This window comes from Maribacter aquivivus (genome assembly GCF_900142175.1).
GTDB classification, from domain to species: Bacteria; Bacteroidota; Bacteroidia; order Flavobacteriales; family Flavobacteriaceae; genus Maribacter; species Maribacter aquivivus.
Map to the genome: position 1 here is coordinate 167,895 of NZ_FQZX01000002.1, position 20,469 is coordinate 188,363.

General features: G+C 34.7%; 14 protein-coding genes. 8 read left to right on the top strand and 6 right to left on the bottom strand.

The annotated features are described in order from the left end of the window. The first annotated feature begins 1 nt into the window (after position 1). A complete protein-coding gene (locus BUC31_RS11070) occupies positions 2–2,383 on the top strand; it encodes a sulfatase-like hydrolase/transferase (RefSeq protein ID WP_073244169.1) in 2,382 nt (793 codons plus the stop codon). Beyond that, complete coding sequence (locus BUC31_RS11075) at positions 2,383–3,690, top strand: YaiO family outer membrane beta-barrel protein (RefSeq protein ID WP_073244171.1); 1,308 nt, start codon at positions 2,383–2,385, stop codon at positions 3,688–3,690. The genes BUC31_RS11070 and BUC31_RS11075 overlap by 1 nt, the downstream gene beginning before the upstream one ends. On the opposite strand, the gene BUC31_RS11080 is transcribed toward BUC31_RS11075, so the two are convergent. Continuing rightward, positions 3,680–4,972: a PI-PLC domain-containing protein gene (locus BUC31_RS11080; RefSeq protein WP_139251955.1), complete on the bottom strand. Its 1,293-nt coding sequence runs from the start codon at positions 4,970–4,972 to the stop codon at positions 3,680–3,682. The genes BUC31_RS11075 and BUC31_RS11080 overlap by 11 nt on opposite strands. A gap of 751 nt (positions 4,973–5,723) precedes the next feature. Beyond that, entirely contained in the window at positions 5,724–6,587 is an 864-nt protein-coding gene (locus BUC31_RS11085) for a sigma-70 family RNA polymerase sigma factor (protein ID WP_027066973.1), read from the bottom strand. Positions 6,588–6,759: 172 nt separating this feature from the next. Here BUC31_RS11085 and BUC31_RS11090 point away from each other — a divergent pair, with 172 nt between their 5' ends. From BUC31_RS11090 to BUC31_RS11115, 6 genes are all read left to right on the top strand, one after another. Beyond that, on the top strand, positions 6,760–7,269 hold the full coding sequence (locus BUC31_RS11090) for a DUF6155 family protein (RefSeq protein WP_073244175.1): 510 nt from the start codon (positions 6,760–6,762) through the stop codon (positions 7,267–7,269). Positions 7,270–7,272: 3 nt separating this feature from the next. Beyond that, positions 7,273–8,202, top strand: coding sequence for a 2-hydroxyacid dehydrogenase (locus tag BUC31_RS11095; protein ID WP_073244177.1), 930 nt, complete (start codon positions 7,273–7,275; stop codon positions 8,200–8,202). Positions 8,203–8,301: 99 nt separating this feature from the next. Continuing rightward, complete coding sequence (locus BUC31_RS11100) at positions 8,302–9,813, top strand: DEAD/DEAH box helicase (RefSeq protein WP_073244179.1); 1,512 nt, start codon at positions 8,302–8,304, stop codon at positions 9,811–9,813. Positions 9,814–9,977: 164 nt separating this feature from the next. Next, on the top strand, positions 9,978–12,191 hold the full coding sequence (locus tag BUC31_RS11105) for a hypothetical protein (RefSeq protein ID WP_139251956.1): 2,214 nt from the start codon (positions 9,978–9,980) through the stop codon (positions 12,189–12,191). Positions 12,192–12,457: 266 nt separating this feature from the next. Further along, positions 12,458–13,696, top strand: coding sequence for a glycosyltransferase (locus BUC31_RS11110; RefSeq protein ID WP_073244183.1), 1,239 nt, complete (start codon positions 12,458–12,460; stop codon positions 13,694–13,696). A gap of 78 nt (positions 13,697–13,774) precedes the next feature. Then, positions 13,775–14,656 carry an NAD(P)-dependent oxidoreductase gene (locus tag BUC31_RS11115; RefSeq protein WP_073244185.1) on the top strand — a complete coding sequence of 294 codons (882 nt, stop codon included), beginning with the start codon at positions 13,775–13,777 and terminating at the stop codon, positions 14,654–14,656. Positions 14,657–14,891: 235 nt separating this feature from the next. Here BUC31_RS11115 and BUC31_RS11120 read toward each other — a convergent pair whose 3' ends face one another. The 4 genes from BUC31_RS11120 to BUC31_RS11135 form a co-directional block, all read right to left on the bottom strand. Continuing rightward, complete coding sequence (locus BUC31_RS11120) at positions 14,892–16,322, bottom strand: ATP-binding protein (RefSeq protein ID WP_073244187.1); 1,431 nt, start codon at positions 16,320–16,322, stop codon at positions 14,892–14,894. 178 nt (positions 16,323–16,500) lie between these two features. Then, on the bottom strand, positions 16,501–17,688 hold the full coding sequence (locus BUC31_RS11125) for a TlpA family protein disulfide reductase (protein WP_073244189.1): 1,188 nt from the start codon (positions 17,686–17,688) through the stop codon (positions 16,501–16,503). Positions 17,689–17,929: 241 nt separating this feature from the next. After that, on the bottom strand, positions 17,930–18,526 hold the full coding sequence (locus tag BUC31_RS11130) for an SHOCT domain-containing protein (RefSeq protein WP_139251957.1): 597 nt from the start codon (positions 18,524–18,526) through the stop codon (positions 17,930–17,932). A gap of 50 nt (positions 18,527–18,576) precedes the next feature. Beyond that, a complete protein-coding gene (locus BUC31_RS11135; protein WP_073244193.1) occupies positions 18,577–20,292 on the bottom strand; it encodes a hypothetical protein in 1,716 nt (571 codons plus the stop codon). Positions 20,293–20,469: the final 177 nt, after the last annotated feature.

Consider the following 20,469-nt stretch of genomic DNA (forward strand, 5'->3'; position numbering starts at 1 on the left):
AATGAACACAAGTCAAATAGATAGATATTCCTTAAAGCAGTATACCCGGCTTATGATATCCTTTTTCGGATGTTTGTTCGTGTTGACGCTTTTTCAATACGGCATGCTGTATTACAAAGGGGTTATCGATACTATTTTTTCGGTAAGCTTTTTAAAGGCTATTGTTCATCAAATAGGTTTTACTGCATTAATGGGTATTGTGATGGTATTTCCTTTCAATTTTTGGGAAAACTTGCGCTCCAAATACGGCTTTAACCTTGTCTTTGTTTTATTGAGTTTTGTACTCATATTCGAAGCACTACTAACTGCATATTACTGTACTACTTTAGTGCCTTTAGGCTCAGATATTTTAGGATATAGCTATTCAGATATGAAAATAACGATAGCTAATTCTGGCGGATTCATGATTTCAATTTATCTGTTAATAGGTATATCTATATTAATAAGTCTATTTTTAATACTGTACAGAGTCACTTCTAAAGTCTATCATCGTATTAGCAAAATGTACCCGTTTACTATTGTTTTGTTCAGTCTTTTTATGGCTTCTTTATTTACAGACGGTAAACCTATTAATCAGAATAAAGTACAATACCTGGCTGTTAATGTATACAACACAAGTACCGAAGACAATTCGTATACCTCAAATGAAGAATATCCTTTGGTGCAAAGCGCAAATGTAGAAAATGTGTTGGGTGAGTATTTTCAGCTAAAAGAAGAGAAACCCAATATCGTCTTTATAATGGTTGAAGGTTTAGGTAGGGATTTTGTTGGGGAAGGTGCCGAGTACGGCGGTTTCACTCCGTATCTAGATTCTCTAACCACAAAATCATTATACTGGGAAAATTTCCTGAGTAATACCGGTAGAACTTTTGGAGTGTTGCCATCATTATTAGGCTCATTGCCTTTTGGCAAAAGCGGATTCATGGAACTTGAAGAATATCCAAACAAACTTACCATGTTCAGCGTTCTTAAAAATAATGGGTATCATACGTCATTTTATCAAGGCACCAATAGTTCTTTTGATAAGGTAGATCGATTTCTAACTAGTGAGAATGTTGATTTTGTATTAGATAAATCAGGATTCGGAAGTAAATATCAAAAACAAGCTGAAGATGCCGCTGGTTCTTCTTGGGGATATCCTGATATGGAATTGTTCAAGAAAAGCCTAAGTTTTGAAAGAAGTGAAAATCAACCACGCTTAGAGGTGTACATGACTATTAGTACGCATGAGCCTTTTATTCCACCTAATCAAGATTTATTTGAAGGTAAAGTAAAAAATATATTAGCAAATGGTGATTTTGACTCAAGAGTAGAGAAAATCATTGAAAAAAATGATAACGTTTTTGCTACACTATTGTATACCGATGATGCTATAAAATGGTTTATGCAATCATACAAGACGCAGCCAAATTACGAGAATACTATTTTTATAATTACTGGCGACCACAGGCTTATACCAATTCCACAGCGTAATAATATTAGCCGTTTTCACGTGCCTATGATTATGTACAGCCCAATGTTGAAAACGACTCGTAAAATGAGTTCTGTTTCTTCACATTTTGATGTTACTCCGTCTATATTGGCTTTGCTATCCAATTCTTACGAATTGAAAATGCCTAAAAAGGTGGCGTGGATGGGTGGTGCACTTGATATGGAAACTGCATTTAGGTCCACAAAGAATATTCCGTTGATGCGTAATAAGAATGAATTGAAAGAATATATCAGTGGAGAAAAACTCTACACCGATGGCGATATCATGGAGCTTGATGAAGATATGAATATCAGTTCTGCTTTTGGCGGTGGCGCTATTGAATCTACTTTAGAACGATTTAAATCTGTCAATCATTACGTTACTACAGAGAACAAGATAATTCCTGATAGCTTGGCAATATTCACGATTCAAAAAGAACAATTTACGGATAGTGAAACGGTATGGCTGAACAGTGTTTACGATGGTAAAGATTCTGACAAGGGATATTTTAAGGCGAGGGATTTAGCATGGAATAAAAAATGGGACAAAGCCTTGTTACTATGCCGTTATAACCTTTCTGGTGCTCCTAGTCATATAGATACTAAAATATTAATGGGAAGAGTTAATTCATGGCAAGGTAACCATGAAAAGGCTGCGGAGATATTACAAGAATGTATTTCTATTAATCCCAATTATATAGATTCTTATGCTGCGCTTTTCGATGTTTACTATTGGTCAGATAAATTAAAAGAAGGTTTAGCGCTAATTGATAAGGTTGAAGCAAATAGTTCTAGTGCCAATGAAATTGCAGATAAAATTTCTAGGGCACGAACAATTGCAAGAAATGCCGGTATTGAAGTTCACAAACCAAAACAAGAAGAACCTGCTAATACTATTGCATCCATCAAATAATGAGAAAAATATATTTACATATCATTCTTTTGATTCTATTAACCAGCGTATTTCGCGTCAGTGGTCAAGATGTTACGGGTAATTTCGATACTGCATATGCATTGGCATATGAAGGCAAAACCAATACAGCACATAATATGCTGTATTTAATGATTAATAAGCCTGCTACAGATATTGATACTTCAATATTATGGGCGAGTACGTTAAGCTGGCGTGGTGATTATGATTTAGCACGTGCTGAATTCAATGCTATATTATCAACTACTAAGAATAATAGAGAGGTTTGGATTTCTGCGGTTAAAAACGAACTGTATGCAAAAAACTATGCTACAGCATTGGGACTGTCCAATAAAGGTTTAGTGCAGATAGAAAATGATAAAGAACTAATAAGGCTTAAAGCTATAGCTACTGAAGGTGTTAGTGGTTTGCAGTATGCAGATGATGGTTGGTATAATGTAGATAGTGCTGTGAAAACGAAACTAGTAACAGGAAAAAAACAAAAACCAACAGTAGCGAAGAATATTGAAGATAAGAATGAAGAATTGGAAAGAAAAACACCGGTTACAGAAGAGAAGTTAAAGAACTCTGTAATGGTAAATAGTTCCGTAACTGTTTTTGACCAGCGTTTTGATCCCATTACCACATCAAGTATTGCTTATAAAAGACAGACTCCCTTTGGGTCTATTATTCCAAGAATTAATAATAGTAATAGAGTAGGTAAAAACGGTATTCAATTAGACCTAGATCTGTACCCAAAAATTGCAAAAGGCTTCTACGCTTACGTCAATTACGGTTATTCAGAATCAGATCTGTATCCTAATCATAAGGTTGGTGGCGATATTTACTACAACCATAAAAGTGGTTTAGAATTCTCTGGCGGTGGTAGATTTATAAACTTTACAACTAGAGATATAAAATCCATTACCAACTCAATAGGCTATTATAAGGGCAACTATTATTTCTCGTTACGCTCATATATAACACCTGAGTCTAATAATCTCACTAGGGTCTCGGGTAACTTGTTAGTACGTAAATATTTAAAGGATGCTGAAAATTATATGGGCTTAAATGCAGGTTATGGCTTTTCACCGGAGTTGAGACAATTTACTTCGGGCGATCAATTGTTGGCAGAAACACTACTGTATATAGAATCGCAACGATTAAGTTTTGAATATCAATTCACTAGTAAGAATAATTTAAGTGCTTACAGAACTAATGTGGGTGTTTTGCGTCAAGAACAATCTTTTGATCCTGGCAGTTATTTTTATTCTATCTCTGCAGGTTTAACCTATGAGTTTAATTTCTAGACTTCATAGCAGGTATCCACTTATCGGCATACATTCCATAAACCAATCCCAACTCATTATCATAAACATATTGCTCATCTTTACCTGTATCGAAGTTTACGTTGAAGACATATACTTTAATACCTGCGTCTCTTAATTGTATCATCAATTTTTTCTGGCTTGCGATTATTCTTCTTGATACCGCTACGTGACTAACATTATTTACTCTAAGAAAATTTACTTTGTCTCCTTTAATCGCCATTAATGGCTCTTGAGAAATCATTGTATGTATACCGTGCTCAGAAGCCTTTTCTACTGCCATAACACTAAAGAGTTCCATAATAAGACGGTCTTTATCTATAAATGCATCAGCGAAGGCAATTGGATCATTAACCTTATCTGTAATTAGGGTTGCATCAGGGTGATTCTTAAACCAAGCATTTATTCCATCCATATCTAAGGTAGTATAATCACCATAAATTTTCTGTTCCATAAATTGGGCGTGAGTAGGAGGTAAGCTTCCCGTAAAATCTGTAAAACGTGCCCACATATTCCAATCATGTGCGGCTACCAATTTTCCGTCAGATGTTTCTATAATGTCCAATTCAAAATTCCGGAAACCCTTTTTATAATTTTCGTCTAATGCGTGTTTAGAGTTGGTAGATTTTACGCCGTTAATCTCTCCACCTGCATGGGCAATGTACCTATCTATATTTGATTCAAATTCATACACCTCTTTTGGAAAGTAAATTGCTGTACTGCCAATGCTTGATGTAATACTTAAGGTTTCTGTGACGGAATTATCATTTACCTGTTCAACGATAACACCATTTATATTATGCATAGTATATGCTTGTCTTCCTTTTAATGCGCTTAATTGTAGAAAACCTAAATCAGATAACTGTTTTTCAAATTCTGATAATTGTGCTGCTGCAGAATCATGTGCCAATATTGCAAAAATTGCATTAGACGCTTTCATCTGAGTTAGTACTTCTAATAATTCTTTTACATCTTCTTTACTACCATAAGTGTCAAAAGTCTTGAACTCAATTTTATTATCGGCTTGTAGATGCACAATAGTTAATCCGCGTTCTATTGATTCGGTTTGTGAGTCGTACGTAAATGTACTTCGCTCATGTGTATTAAAACTATGACTGTTTAGTACTAGTTCTATTGAGCTCAAATCTTTAATAGGGAAATCTATCGTATTTACATTCTCGGCTTTTGTCGAAGTCAATGTAAAAAGGAAAAGTAATAGATATATAACTTTGAAGTTAAATAGCATAAGGGGGAATCTCTTCATTATAATTTAATTAAAGCCTTTATTAAAGATATATATTTCTATACCTCTATTATAAAACGTTACTACTTAAATGGTATTGTAGCACTAAAACCTTCTTTTTCTCGGTATTAACTTGTTATGACTAAGAACATCCTTATTTCTTATACTAGATATGAAGATTCTTACGCTCATTTCAATTTCTAAAAGGTATTGATGAAATTATAAAGAGCACGTTTTCATAGGCTTATCGTTAAAATACCAATAAACAGGATGAAATACACCTTTGTAAAACCCTGTAAAATATGGTATTGAGCGAGTTAATATGCTTTACAACACCTTTTCAAGGGTTTTACAACATATTTAAATTGGTTCACCACATTTTGTTGTCACACCCTTATCATCAGTATATATTTACTTCAAGATATGAATGTCCAAATTAAGATTAACTTTTAAACCTACAATATGCTTTACGACACCTACGGTGAAGAATACCTTGTGTTTCTTCAAGATTTAAATGAGATTCTTAGTATCAACGAATTAGCTGAGTTGGACTATATGTAAAAGTCAAATAAACCAAAACCAAAAAAAATAATCCCATGGCACACCAAAATCAAGATTTTTCATCTTATCAAAACTTTATTCAGGATCTTAATAGTATCCTTGTAAATTTTAATATCAACAAATTAACCTATTCATAGTGTTTCAAAACATTAAGAAAAAAGAAAGCGCCCGTATAAACGGGCGCTTTCTTTTTTTAAAATAATACTAAGGTCTATCCTAAATATGTCTTTAACAATTTACTTCTAGAGGCATGACGTAATTTACGAATTGCCTTTTCGCGAATTTGTCTTACACGTTCTCTTGTTAAATCGAATGTCTGTCCAATTTCTGCTAAAGTCATTGATTGTTGATCACCGATACCATAATAAAGTTTAACAACATCTGCCTCTCTTGGCGATAATGTATCTAAAGCTCTATTGATTTCAGTATTCAAAGACTGTTGTAATAAAACATTATCTGGTCTTGGAGATTCACCTGAACGTAAAACGTCATATAGGTTAGAATCTTCGCCTTCACGTAAAGGTGCATCCATAGATACGTGTCTACCTGAATTCTTAAGTGATTGCTTCACTTCAGAAACTGTCATTTCTAATTCTTTTGCAATTTCTTCTGGAGAAGGCGGACGTTCGTGTGCCTGCTCTAAATAAGAAAATGTCTTTTTTATTTTATTTATTGAACCAATTTTGTTCAACGGTAAACGAACTACTCTAGATTGTTCAGCTAAAGCTTGTAATATAGATTGTCTGATCCACCATACGGCATAGGATATAAACTTAAATCCTCTAGTTTCATCAAATCTTTTTGCTGCTTTAACTAAGCCTAAATTTCCTTCATTAATTAAATCTGGTAATTTAAGACCTTGATTTTGATATTGTTTTGCTACTGAAACTACGAATCTTAAGTTTGCAGTGGTTAATTTTTCCAAAGCTGCTTGACTACCTTCGCGAATCTTCTGCGCTAGTTCTACCTCTTCATTCGCTGTAATCAAATCAATTTTACTGATATCTTGCAAATATTTATCCAGTGATTTCGACTCACGATTCGTTACCTGCTTGATAATCTTTAGTTGCCTCATATGTGTGTATGGAATTTAGAAGTTGTACAAGTTTACAACATACCGCTTTTTATCCGTATATCCTAATCAATTACACTATACTTCTACAGCATTTATTAGCTTTAACAAAGATTTAAGCTTTTAGGACTTTCTTTCTGTAAAGCGTATTTTTGAATATAGACACTGAATTTTTATGAGTAAACGGGCCTTAAAAACATACCTATCCAAGCTTCCAAAAAAGGCTTTGGAAGAACAAATAGTAGAGCTATACGAGAAATTTCCGACCGTAAAAACCTATTATGATTTTGCATTTAACCCTAAAGAAGATAAATTGGTGCAAGATGCAAAAGCTAAAATATCTAACGAATATTTTCCGCTAAAGCGAAGAAGACCTAAAGCAAGACGTTCTGTTGCTCAAAAATTCTTAAAGCATTTTATTAAGTTGGGGGTTGACCCACATTTAATTGCTGATGTTATGTGCTATAATCTAGAAATTGCACAAACCTTTTCGATGGAGAAGAATGTTCCCGATTCCTTTTATAGAAGCATGCTAAATTCATTTAACGAGGTTATTCAATTTACTACCGTGCAGGGTGTCTTTCCTGAATTTAGAGAGCGAATTTTAAAAATATATACCGAAACACAAAATCAGAAATGGCTTTTTGAAGAAGAATTCTCAAAGGCATTGGACATTATAGATTAGCATATGGCGATAGTAGTTATTAGACAGGATAATAAAATAGAACTTTGGAAAAATGCCTTACAAAAGGCAGATAGCTCTTTAAAGGTGTATAGTTATTTAGAAGATCACCCAAAAGACGAAATAACCATGGCGGTCATCTGGAAGCATCCTAAAGGTACACTTGCCAATTACCCTAATTTAAAATGTATTGCTTCTGCCGGTGCTGGGGTAGATTATATTTTTGAAGATGAAACACGTCCTAAGAACATTCCTATTACACGCATTGTAGATCCTTTTTTAGCAGGTGATATGTCTGAGCATGTACTAAGTGTTATTCTCGCTCATCTAAAGAATTTAAACGTTTATAAATTAGACCAGGTTGCCAATGTATGGGAACCAAAGGAGTACTTAAGAATAAAAGATGTTACCGTAGGGATCCTAGGTCTTGGTGAATTGGGAGCACTTACAGCTACTGATCTTACCAGATTCGGATTCAAGGTACAAGGGTGGAGTAGGAGTAAGAAAAATATTAATGGTGTTAAGACCTTTTCTGGTGCTGATGAACAACAAGAGTTCTTAAAAACTACCAATGTTTTAGTATGTTTATTACCATTAACTCCCGCAACCGAAGGTATTCTAAACAAAGAGCTATTGTCTCGACTTCCTAAAAATGCATATGTTATTAATGTTGCCCGTGGCGGCCATTTAGTGGACAAAGATTTAATTGAGTTATTAGATGCAGACCATTTATCTGGGGCTTGTTTAGATGTATATCATACAGAACCATTACCTAAAACACACCCTTTTTGGAATCATAGAAAAGTGCATATGACTCCGCATTATGCCAGTGTTTCAGATACCAATTCTGTAATTCCGCAGATTGTTGAAAATTACAAAAGGTTAAACTCTGGAGAAAAACTGCAAAATTTGGTAGATTCTGACAGGGGCTACTAATATTGTTTTTTTCAAGTTTTTTATTTCCTAGACCCATAAAAATCTCATAATTTTATAAGGTTTTTGCATTATTAACATAAATAAACGCCTACAAACCTTTTGAAGCTACATAACGATACTACTGAGAAGACCCTGTACGATTATCAAGAGGAGGATCTACATTCCATTTTTAAATATTTAGATGAGAATGGCGATAATTCTAATTTGTTATACCAATTGCCTACCGGTGGTGGTAAAACTGTAGTATTTTCTGAAATTGCCAAGCGCTACATTGCAAGAACTAATAAAAAGGTAATTGTACTTACACATCGTATAGAGTTAAGTCAGCAGACGTCTAGAATGTTGAACGGCTTCGGTGTTAAGAATAAAATCATAAATAGCGAAGTAAAAGAGTGGCAAGATCAAGATGAGTTTATGTGTTTTGTGGCCATGGTAGAAACGCTGAACAATCGTTTACAAGAAGAGAAAATCGAGATTAATAATATCGGACTCGTTATTATTGATGAAGCGCATTACAACTCGTTTCGTAAGCTCTTTAAATTCTTTGAAAACTCCGTTATTCTTGGGGTTACCGCTACTCCGTTAAGTTCTAATATTAAACTACCCATGAAAGACAACTATAAAAAGTTGATCGTGGGCGAGTCTATAGAATCGTTGATTCAGAAAAAGTTCTTGGCAAAGGCAAACATGTATAATTATGATGTTAGCCTACAGACCCTAAAACTTGGTATTAGCGGTGATTATACGGTAAAATCTTCTGATGAATTATATGGTAACCACAGCATGCTTAACAAGCTTGTTTCTGCCTATAATGAAATAGGTAAAGGCACAAAGACCTTAATTTTCAATAATGGTATTAATACGTCCAGGTATGTTTGTGAGACTTTTAAAAAGGCAGGTTATAACATTCGCCATTTAGATAATAAGAATAATGCTACGGAGCGAAAAGAGATACTAAAATGGTTTAAAGAAACGCCCGATGCTATTTTGACATCGGTAAGTATTTTGACTACGGGTTTTGATGAACCTAGTGTAGAGACTATTATATTGAACCGTGCTACACGTTCTTTAACGCTCTATTTTCAAATGATCGGTCGTGGATCTAGATACCTACCTCATAAAGAAGAATTCAACGTTATTGATATGGGGAACAATGTTGCCCGTTTTGGATTATGGAATGCAGGTATCGATTGGCAAGAAATCTTTCATTTTCCTGATTTCTATCTAGAGAACATTAAGAACGACGAAGAGATTGAACGGGAATTCGTTTACGAAATGCCGGCAGATCTTCGTGCTGAATTTGCTAAGTCTACAGACATTGACTTCGATATAAAAGCAGAATACAAAAAGAGTTTTGCTAACGGCGAAAAATCTAAATTGGTTCTTGAAAGAAGTATTCAGCAACATGCCAAAATATGTGTAGAGAATTCTGAAGATGTTTTTGATGCTCGTATTCTAGCCAAAAAATTAAAAGAGGAAATCAAATATCGTGTACGCCAATATTCGTATTGTATTATGAACAATACAAAGAATTACAAAGAATGGCTAGAAGAAGATTATGAGCGAAAATTGCGTTCTAAAATTTCTAAAATGTTTGCGGCGAAAATGTAAATTTCTTAGAAGTTAGATATTCAGAATTATGCCAGGTCTCATTATCAATTCTATATTCTAAGTTGGTCATTATTAGCGGATAGTCAAAAAGACTTCGTACGTTATTTATATCCACTTAAGTTATTTAAATTCAAGTGCTAGAACCACCAGAATTTATCCTTTTAATGAAAAACCGCTTATTCTCCCTCATATTACTTCTTACCCTTGTCTTTTATGCAATTGCCGGCTATCACTTTTTAACTGGTTGGCACCCCATTGTAATGATGCTTATAGCTATTCTTATAGGGGTGGTCATCAACTTAGTAGTTTATATAGTAATTAATTTTTTAGGGAAAGGAATCAGAAGTATTCCTCTGAAATCTATTACTGCTATTCTAAGCGGTATCGTAGTTTTTATCATTTTAAAATATTTCGGTTTCGGTTGGCCAACAATACTCTATAGCGGTATTGCTACAGTGGGTATATTATTATGTATTGCTATTTATAGATTTCAATTAAAAAGGACCTTCTCATCAAACGTATTTTTAATTATCACGCTAATCGCTAGCGGTTATATCCTATTCATTTTGGCTGATAACGGCACTGATCCTTATGATAAGGAAGTACCTTTGGCTTTCTCTGAAAATGAAAACTTTTTACCTTCATCATTACCATTAGAAAACCCTGCTGCTGTTGGTACTTATACTGTTAAAGCATTTACTTATGGTAGTGGAACCGATGAGCAACGAGCGGAGTTCTCTACAGGAGTCACCTATACAACCAATTCCGTAGATGGTACCTGGCTAATTCCCGATTGGAAAGACAAAAAGAAAAAATGGCGTGAACGTTACTGGGGTTTTGGTGCCGAGAACTTTCCTTTAAACGGTAGGGTATATATGCCCGAGGGCGATGGTCCATTTCCATTAACGCTTATTGTTCACGGCAACCATAGCATGATTGATTACTCTGATGATGGTTATGGCTATCTGGGCGAGCTTTTGGCAAGTAGGGGAATCATAACTGTTTCAGTCGATGAGAATTTTTTAAACGGTCATTGGTCCGGCGATTTTATGGGTAAAGAAATGCCTGCTCGTGCTTGGCTGCTTCTAAAACATTTAGAGCAGTGGAGAAACTGGAATGCTGAAGATGATCACGAGCTTGCACATAAAGTAGATATGGATAATATTATGCTCGTTGGGCATTCTCGTGGTGGAGAGGCGGTTTCTATCGCTGCTGCTTATAATCCGTTACCCCATTTTCCTGATCAGGCGAAACAGAAATTCGATTTTAATTTTAATATTAAAAGTGTCATTGCACTAGCGCCAACAGATTATAGGTATGATCGCAAGATCATACTCAACAACATTAATTTCCTTAGTATACAAGGTTCTTACGATTCAGATGAAGTTAGTTTTTGGGGCATGAGACCGTACCGCCGTTTGCAGTATACAGATACTATTAATCAATTTAAATCGGGCGTGTATATTCACCATGCAAATCACGGTCAGTTTAATTCTACTTGGGGTAATTCAGATTTTGGCGCACCGGCAAAGTGGTTGTTAAACATAAATCCGTTATTGAAAGAAGAACAACAGCAAGAAGCTGCCAAGGTTTTTATTAGTGCATTTGCCGAAGCTACTTTGAAAGATAACCATGAAAATCGATCTATTTTCAAGAACGTTTCTGTAGCCAAACAATGGTTGCCTATAGAACATTATTTAACTTCTTTTGAGTCCTCTAATTTTCATACTATTGCCGATTTTGAGGAGGATTTAGATATTACTACAGCAAAAAATAATACTCGTATTAGTACTAGCAACTTAGCTTTATGGAAAGAGCAATACTTGCCAACTCGTGATAAAGGCAGTCAAGAGAATAATGCTGTTATCTTAGGATGGGATTATGAAAATACGATTAGTTCTTCGGATAAGGCAATATATGAAATGATGCTTTCTGCGGATGATTCCATTCCGTTTTCCCCTAATTCAAGTTTACAATTCACCCTAGGATCAGGAAATCATGAATGGCTAGATATCAATTTAACAGAAGCCCAAAAGGAAGCTAAAAAAGATAAGGAAGAACGGGAAGTGCCACAATTAGATTTCAGTATTCAACTTACCGATGCCGCGGGACAAATAAGTACTTTGAAAATAAGTGAGATTAAAGGCATAACGAAACCATTAAAAACTAGGTTTACCAAATTCGCATTTTTAGATAAACAAATGATTGGTGCAGATTGGGAAGTACAATTACAGACCTACCATTTTCCTATAGAAACCTTCACCACTATAAACTCAGAGTTTAATATAGATGCCATAAGTTCCATAAAATTCATTTTTGATAAAACGAATTATGGGGTAGTGGTGCTTGATGAAATTGGGGTTTCGGGGGATGATTAGTTGTTGGCTGTTGGCTCCAATTGCGAGCAAAGCTCGGCTATCTGTTTGTTTGGAACACCAAATGATTCTTTTAACTAGCAAGGGTCTTCGACTGCGCTCAGACTGACAGTGTAGCTGAAAACTAAGACTGCCTACTGAAACTGATCACTGAAACTGCCTACTGATACTGAGAACTGCTAACTGAAAACTTGCCAACTCACTGCCATTTCCCGTACTTTGTCCATAATATTTATAACTCAATACAGAACACCAATAACTAATCAACCTTGACCAACACAAAACAACTCCTCGTAATCGCTCTAGTTTGGCCAGAACCTGCTTCTACGGCTGCAGGTGTTCGTATGATGCAGTTATTAGACGTATTTCAAAAGCAGGGATATTCGATAACTGTTGCTTCTGCAGCTTCTAAATCAGATTTTTCGGCAGATGTTGAACTTTTAGGATACCACTCGCAGGATATTAAAATGAACGATAGTTCTTTTGATGTTTTTATTACCGAATTGAATCCCGATGTGGTGTTGTTTGATCGGTTTTTGAGCGAAGAACAATTTGGATGGCGAGTGGCTGAAAACTGCCCAAATGTGTTACGAATTTTAGATACCGAAGATTTACATAGTCTTCGTCATGTGCGAGAACTATGTTTTAAAAAAGAAATTCCGTTTACTACAGATGCTTGGTTAGCAGATGATAAAACCAAACGAGAAATTGCCAGTATTTATCGGTGCGACTTGTCTTTAATTATCTCTAGTTACGAATTAGAATTATTGACCGATGTTATCAAAATAGATAAAAGTCTATTGTTGTTACTTCCTTTTATGGTCGATGAAATTACCAATGAAACTACTTTGAAAACTTTTGAGGATAGAAAAGATTTTATATTCATAGGTGGCGGAAAACATGCGCCTAACATAGACGCGGTTAAATATTTAAAAACTACTATTTGGTCACAAATTCACACTCAATTACCAGAAGCCAAATTACATATTTATGGTGCGTATTTGCCACAGCAAATTTTAGAAATGAATAACCCTGCAACGGGATTTCTAGTACATGGCAGGGCAATAGATGTTGATGAAGTTATGAGTTCCGCTAAAGTGTGTTTAGCTCCGCTACGTTTTGGTGCAGGAATAAAAGGGAAACTACTTTCTGCCATGCAAAATGGTACGCCTAGTGTTACCACAACCATTGGTGCGGAAGGTATGCACGGTATTTTAGAATGGAACGGTTATATAGAAGATGACCCTTCTAAATTTGCTAATGCCGCTGTACGTTTGTACTCAACGGAACCTGAATGGCAAAATGCTCAAAAGCAAGGCAAAACTTTGATTAATACTTTATATGCTAAAAGCAGCTTAGAAAGTATTCTTATAGAAAAAATATACCAACTTCAAAAAGGGATGAAAACTCACAGAACACAGAACTTTACGGGAGCTTTATTGCAACATCAAACTATGACTGCTACCAAATTCATGAGTAAGTGGATTGAGGAGAAGAATAGGGGATAGTTGCTTAGTTTCTTTTTTAAACTAGTAAAATATGTTAACTAGCAGATTTATATCTTTGCACTAAATAATGAAACAAATATGAAAAACCCTACTATCGGATTTATAGGACTCGGCCTAATGGGCGCCAACATGGTTGAGAACCTACAAAAAAGAGGATTCCAACTAAATGTAATGGACCTTAACAAAGATGCAGTAGCAACTGTTATCGCTCGCGGTAATGCTAAAGAAGCTGCCTCTCCAAAAGAATTAGCAGAAAATAGCGACATTATCATGTTCTGTTTAACGACTTCTGCTGTTGTTGAAAAAATCGTTTACGGTGAAAATGGTATTCTTGCTGGAATTAAGGAAGGTTCCGTTTTAATCGACTTTGGAACATCGATTCCTGCATCTACACAAAAAATTGGTAAAGACCTTGCTGCAAAGGGCGCTGGTATGATCGATGCTCCGCTTGGTCGTACACCGGCTCACGCAAAAGACGGATTGCTAAACATAATGGCTGCTGGCGATAAAGATACCTTTGAGAAGGTAAAACCTATATTGGATCAACAAGGGGAACATGTATTTCATTTAGGACCTCTAGGTGCAGGGCACACTACGAAGTTAATCAATAACTTTATGGGGATGACTACTGTTGTAGCTATGTCACAAGCTTTTGCAGCGGCTAAACTTGCTGGTGTAGACGGACAACAACTTTTCGATATTATGTCTTCTGGACCATCGAATTCGCCGTTTATGAAGTTTTGTAAAAACTACGCAGTTGATAATGTAAGTGATTTAGGTTTTTCTATTGCTAATGCTAATAAGGATCTTGGTTATTTTGTACAAATGATGGATGACCTAGGTACAGAATCTAAGGTTGCTTCTGCTACTTCTGCTAGCCTACAGGCTGCTTTTGATGACGGTATGGCAAGTGCAAATGTCCCTGAAATCTTTGATTATTTCGTGAAGTTGAAGAAATAATAGATTTACTGATATTTTAATTGTGTGATATCTTGCACACAATATTAAAGCTAAGCTTTATGTGCAGACAAAGAAACTTTTAGTTTATGTCTGTTCACGAAGGTTAGCTTTTTTTGTTTAAACCTTAATCCACAGTCCTAACTGGTACTAAGTTTATAGATAAATGGATAGAGGAGGAGAATAGGGGGTAGGTTGGTGTTGTTTTGTTATTGCTTGTAGGTTTTGTGGTCTTTTTTTAAAACTCAATAGTTAATTGTTCCGGTTCTTTGTCATATTTTTTACCAGATTTTCTCCAAGTCGAAGAACGTCCCTTTTTATCAGGTGTACGTTCTAATAAGCCTACTTCAGCGAGTTTTACGAATATTTGCTTCATCACATTTTCAGAATCAACCCCGCAGACATCTCGAGCAATTGAATTTGATATTTCTTTATGACTTTCTAGATAACGTAAAACCATTTCTTCAGGTGAAGCCAGTGGCTCGTGATATATTACAACTTTGACTCCATTGGCTGTTTCTAATACTTCAGGTTCTTTCAGCCGAAGTTTGCGCATTGCATTAAATGCAGTATTTAAACCTTCTCCGACATCCTTATTTGGAGGATTTGGAAACTTATTAATAATTCTAACAAGTGCTCCATTTCGAGCAAGTTGTTCATCCAAAATGTTCTGGGGAGTAATATGACCAGGTAATCTACCTGGGCTATGAATTTCAACTCGATTATCAAAAATTATTACCTGTGTATCTGATTTTTTACTGTAATCCCTGTGAAGAACGGCATTGGTTAAGATTTCATGTATTGCTTCTACTGGATATTTAATTTTTTCCAAGCCCTTCTCACCAAGAATTTTGATTCCCTCAACTATTTCAACGGATTTGGAAACAGCTTCAGAAATTTGATTGTAGATATCACCTTCAATTGTAATCGGATTAAAAGCTAGAGTCTGACGAGTACCTTCTTTATCTCTTGTTTTATAGCGGTAAATCTTAATTCCACTTTGCTTCGGTAAAGCTGCTTGTGGTTCTTCTGCAAAAAGAAGTACCCCCGCTACAGTTGGTTTGTTAGATTGAATTAGCAATTGTTTTTTTAACCAAGCCTCTGGAGTAGTAGTTGGTATCACTTCTTGAATGAAGTTTTTAATTACATCTGATTCCGTGATTATCTCTTTTGGAATATTAAGCACCTGTGTCTCGAACGAAGCGATTCCTTTATCAAATTCAAGTTTTTTAAGAGACTCATGGTCTTTTATTGGAAGGTTTTGCGCTCCTCTTCGGACATAAGGATGCTTATCAGAAGCATATAGAATTTCTTTGGTCTTGTTAATTTGAATATGTAAAACAAATCCTTTGAGGTCTGATGTTTTAAAAAACGAAATTGAAATATACTGCTCAAAAGGAAATAGCTCTTGAATAAGTTGAACGTGCGCATTTGCGTCTTCAGGGTCTATAAAACCATTCCAATTTCTTTCTTTTGATTTATCCGGTTTCTCAACTTCACCAATCCCTACATATATGTCTCCTCCGTCCGCATTAGCCATGGCAGATATTGTTTGACTTAGTTTACTAGGTTTAATAGCCTTTGCTTTTAAATCCGTAAAATGACCTTCATGCACTTGAAGAATCTTTGTAGCCTGTGTTGTAGATATTTCGAAAGTGTCTATTGTCATCTTTTAATTGAGCCTAACGTAGGGCTAAAAGGAGTTTCAATTCCTTATAACAGTTTTAATTATTATGTTTCGGGGAGAAAAAGCTAAGTTCTATATTTCAATAGTTGTACGCAAGTACTTACATAAAGAGTTGTGACCAAGTTATTAACGAAAAGGGTAATTATAATGTAGTTCTAAATTACTTTTCAAAGCTACCTTTCACCAAATTCATTAAATCTTGGCCATGCAAATTTTTGGCAATGACCACTCCGTTACTATCCAAAATAAAGTTTGCAGGAATGGTACGAACACGTATTTTCTTTAAAAAAGGGGCATCGTCACCTTGTAAATCTGAAGATTGTAACCAACCATCTGCTCCATCTCGCGTTGCAGCTGCTTTCCAGGCTGCTTCATCACTTTCTAAGGCATATGCAACAATTTGTAAACCTTGGTCATGATATTCATTATAAAGCGGCACTAGAACCTTACGGTTCTCTAATCTGCAAGGGGCACACCAAGATGCCCATAAATCAATAATAGTAAGTTTTTTACCTAATACATCTTTGATATATACGGTATCTTTTGACAACAAAGGAAATTGAATGTCTGGAAATTTATCGCCGATTAATACAGGTAAATTAGTCGGCTCACTTTTTTTGCAAAGTTGTTTTACCCACGGGTGATCGGCTTCTTTTTCTTTCCACTTCGCACATTGATTCACTAAAAATTCAGGCACGCGTTCATAATCGTTTTCTGGACTTACCCATCTTAACGCTACCAATGCCGGCAGTAGATAGGGAGTGCTATCTGCAAACTCCATTAAAGCTGACTTGTATTGTAAAGTGGCATGTTCTTTTGCCATTAATTCATCGCCGTCTTCAACATTCCAATGCTTATCGGCAAGATAGGTTTGGTATGCTTTTGCTTTAATATCTCTTACCGCTAACAAAGCGCTATTCAAATCTGAAGGATTTTCTATCGTAAAAGTTTTTTGAAATTCATTAAACCGCGCTGTTATTAGAAATGATTCTCCAGATTGCCAAACAATAGGCATATAGTTAGCCTTGTTAGGGTTATCTGAATTTAGATAATTGCCTGCTTTATTGGTAGGCTGCACAGCTAATTCTAATAAAACCGGTTCTTTAGTAGTTGGTAGGTTTTGGAACTCAAAACTACCATCAGCATTTACAATGGCAGAGTCTATTACTTTACCTAAATAAGATGCCGCTACTTGTTGTAAGGTTTCAGGTTGAATTAAGTATATTTTAGTGTTTTCTTTTTCTAATCCTGCTAACGTACCCGATATAGCTGCAGGTGAATTACAAGCGGTTAAGCTTAGAACCAATAAGATAATACTGGTGATTATTTTTAAAGGGGTAGTGCTCATTTATATCAAATTAATTTCAACGATAAATCATTTGAGTTTTATTTTTTTAGTCAACCATAACTAAGTTCGTTTTTTCAAAAATAGCATGCAATTGTATTAAGAGGAATTGTAAAATAGCGAACCACGAATTAGGTGATAAACACATCCTATTTTAAAGGTATTTAACCAGGGGTGGCTACCAATTTTCGTCTAATAAAAGCAATAATTAAAATTGTTTAGTAATATAATTTAAAACGTATATTTAATGTATTAACTTCCTTTTTAGCGCAGCAAACTCTTCATTCGTAATGATTCCCTCACTATGCATATGGGCTAATCTCATTAGCTCGCTTGATATGTTTTCAGTTGTGCTTACGTTACCACTAACTCTTACTTTATTTTCATTCTTATAATTAGTCATTGCTTCATTTATAGCAACCGTGATTTTTTTATGATTTGTCATTGAAAATCCGAAAGTTTGGGAAGTAACACCATCGGTCTGTCTAACATGTAATGTTCCATACCCTAAAATGGTACCCATGAAATTGTTTTTGTAATACATTTCATAAATTTTAGAAATATCAATACTAAAATTAACCCTATGCCATGGTAATAATCCAGATTTAACTATCAATTCTTCATCGTCGAATAACCATTCAACTCTTAGGTTTAAAATAATAGCTCTCAGGTTTTTGTACAATATAAATATCCCGAATATTAAAACACCATAATCAATATAGGGGTTTGTATTAGGTGAATTACGAGAACTTATGAAATAGGCTATACAGGGTATTGCAATAATTAGAATTAATATTACATTCATTACATATGAAAACCAGTGTTTTTTTGATATGATCATTTTAAACGATTAAATAATAATAGAATCTTTTAGTGGAATTACAATAAGAATTATTCTTCTAATTTGTCTCTGCTTTGCTCTGCTATTTTATTGTCGGTATTCATAGTACCTCTGGTCATTTCATTCAATTTATGAAAGTCCATAGATTTTTCAATATCTCCTTGTGTACTAAAACCGACAATATGTTTTCTGTCTTTTAAGTAATTAGTAAATCCGGAGACTAAATCATCCAGAAATTCATCATTCTTATACATTTCTAAAATATGTCGTTCACCCTCTAAGTTTTTAGTAGATGAATCTGCGAGTGTAGATGTAATTATTTTACTTGTCAATATCCATGGTGTGGCGCTAGTATTAACAACCGTATTTTCACTACGATTACTGTCATATACTGACATACCTGAAGATACTTTAGATTCGGTATAGGTGCCATCTGAAAAAAAATGGACTAGAGTAGATGAGAATAGAATTTCAGAATAAAAAATATGGGCAATTCTTATCAAATAATATCCAAAGAAAGACACCAAAATTGGATAATAAAAAGTGTTGAAAACAGTACTAAACGATGTATCTAAATAAAACTCTTTGACCATAAAGAATAAATACAAAAAACTTAAAAACACCAGTGCCCTACCTATTATTGCTAAATAGAAACGTACCGTTTTAGATATACCCGATACTTGGCCAGGCACATATATTGGCTGTGTTTCTTGAACAGTATCACCTTTGAATGCACCTTTGTTTTCACTACCTTCTAAAAACAGAAATGGTTTTTCATCTACATACTTTCTGTTCGGCATTTCTTTATATCTCTTGTTTGCCATTTCTATTTCAAAACAACGGAAAATATCTTTTGGATGAACAGCAACTTGAATATGCTCTTTATACTCGCTTACCGAGGTTTCCGGATTTAAAACATCAAGTCTTTTAATACATAAAAAAACTGTAATTGCCACTAAGGCTCCTGAAAGTAAAAAGAGTAGGGCAATTGGTAAAAATGTATTTATATCTAAATTAGGTAGTATACCACCGTTTCTAACATACATTTCAAGACTAATAGGTGCTAGTATAGCAAGTATCACATTAACAATTATTTTACCATAACTATAAACACTTGCGTCTGAACTAGAAATGCGCTTTTTGTTGGGGCGATAAAAAAACCAAACTATAATTTGTTTTACAAGAAATATAACTCCATAAATGGTAATGATTTCATCTTTTTCTGTTACACTTATTAAGCCTAATGAAATAGAAAAAACAGAGAGTAGATATACAATTAGAAAAATTACGAAACTAAAGAATAGAGATGAAACGCTTTCTAAAAGAATTCTAAAACCTTTTGGCAGAAATATAAAACGCTCATATATACTAATTAATAAGCGAGAGAGAAATCCATCTTTTTCCTCAAAAGTAGGATTGACTCTTTTCATCAATACTTCTTTTATTTTTTTCTTGATTTTCGCAGTAATTTTCTGATCCTTAACTTTAGTAAAGAGATTTAAAGGTATTTCTCTACCTACCAAAAACCTAAATAGTTTAATACTGCCTAGAATTATAGCTCTTAAACCAACGGTCAAAAATAAAACTGATAATACAAGTTCTACCCAAGCCAGTACTTTAAACCCTGAGCTTGCACTTGTTCGAATTTGAAAAATTAAAATGATGCCTAGCAGAAATGTTAACGTACCGTAAATAAGGTCCAATTTTCCTTCAACTTTGAACGGATTTTTAATGTCCAAAGTTTCTTTTCCATATTTAAAAGCCATAAAATGTCGCTTGTTTGGTGGTTATTTTAGAACTAATAGAGTTACAAATAGCCTAGGGAAAACTACAAGCAAACTTTTAGTTCTAAAACGAATTTCGTTGATTCTCATAATCACTACAAGTTTTTACTACTTTTTTTGTAGGAAGTTATTAACGAAAGAGGTAATAGGATACACAAG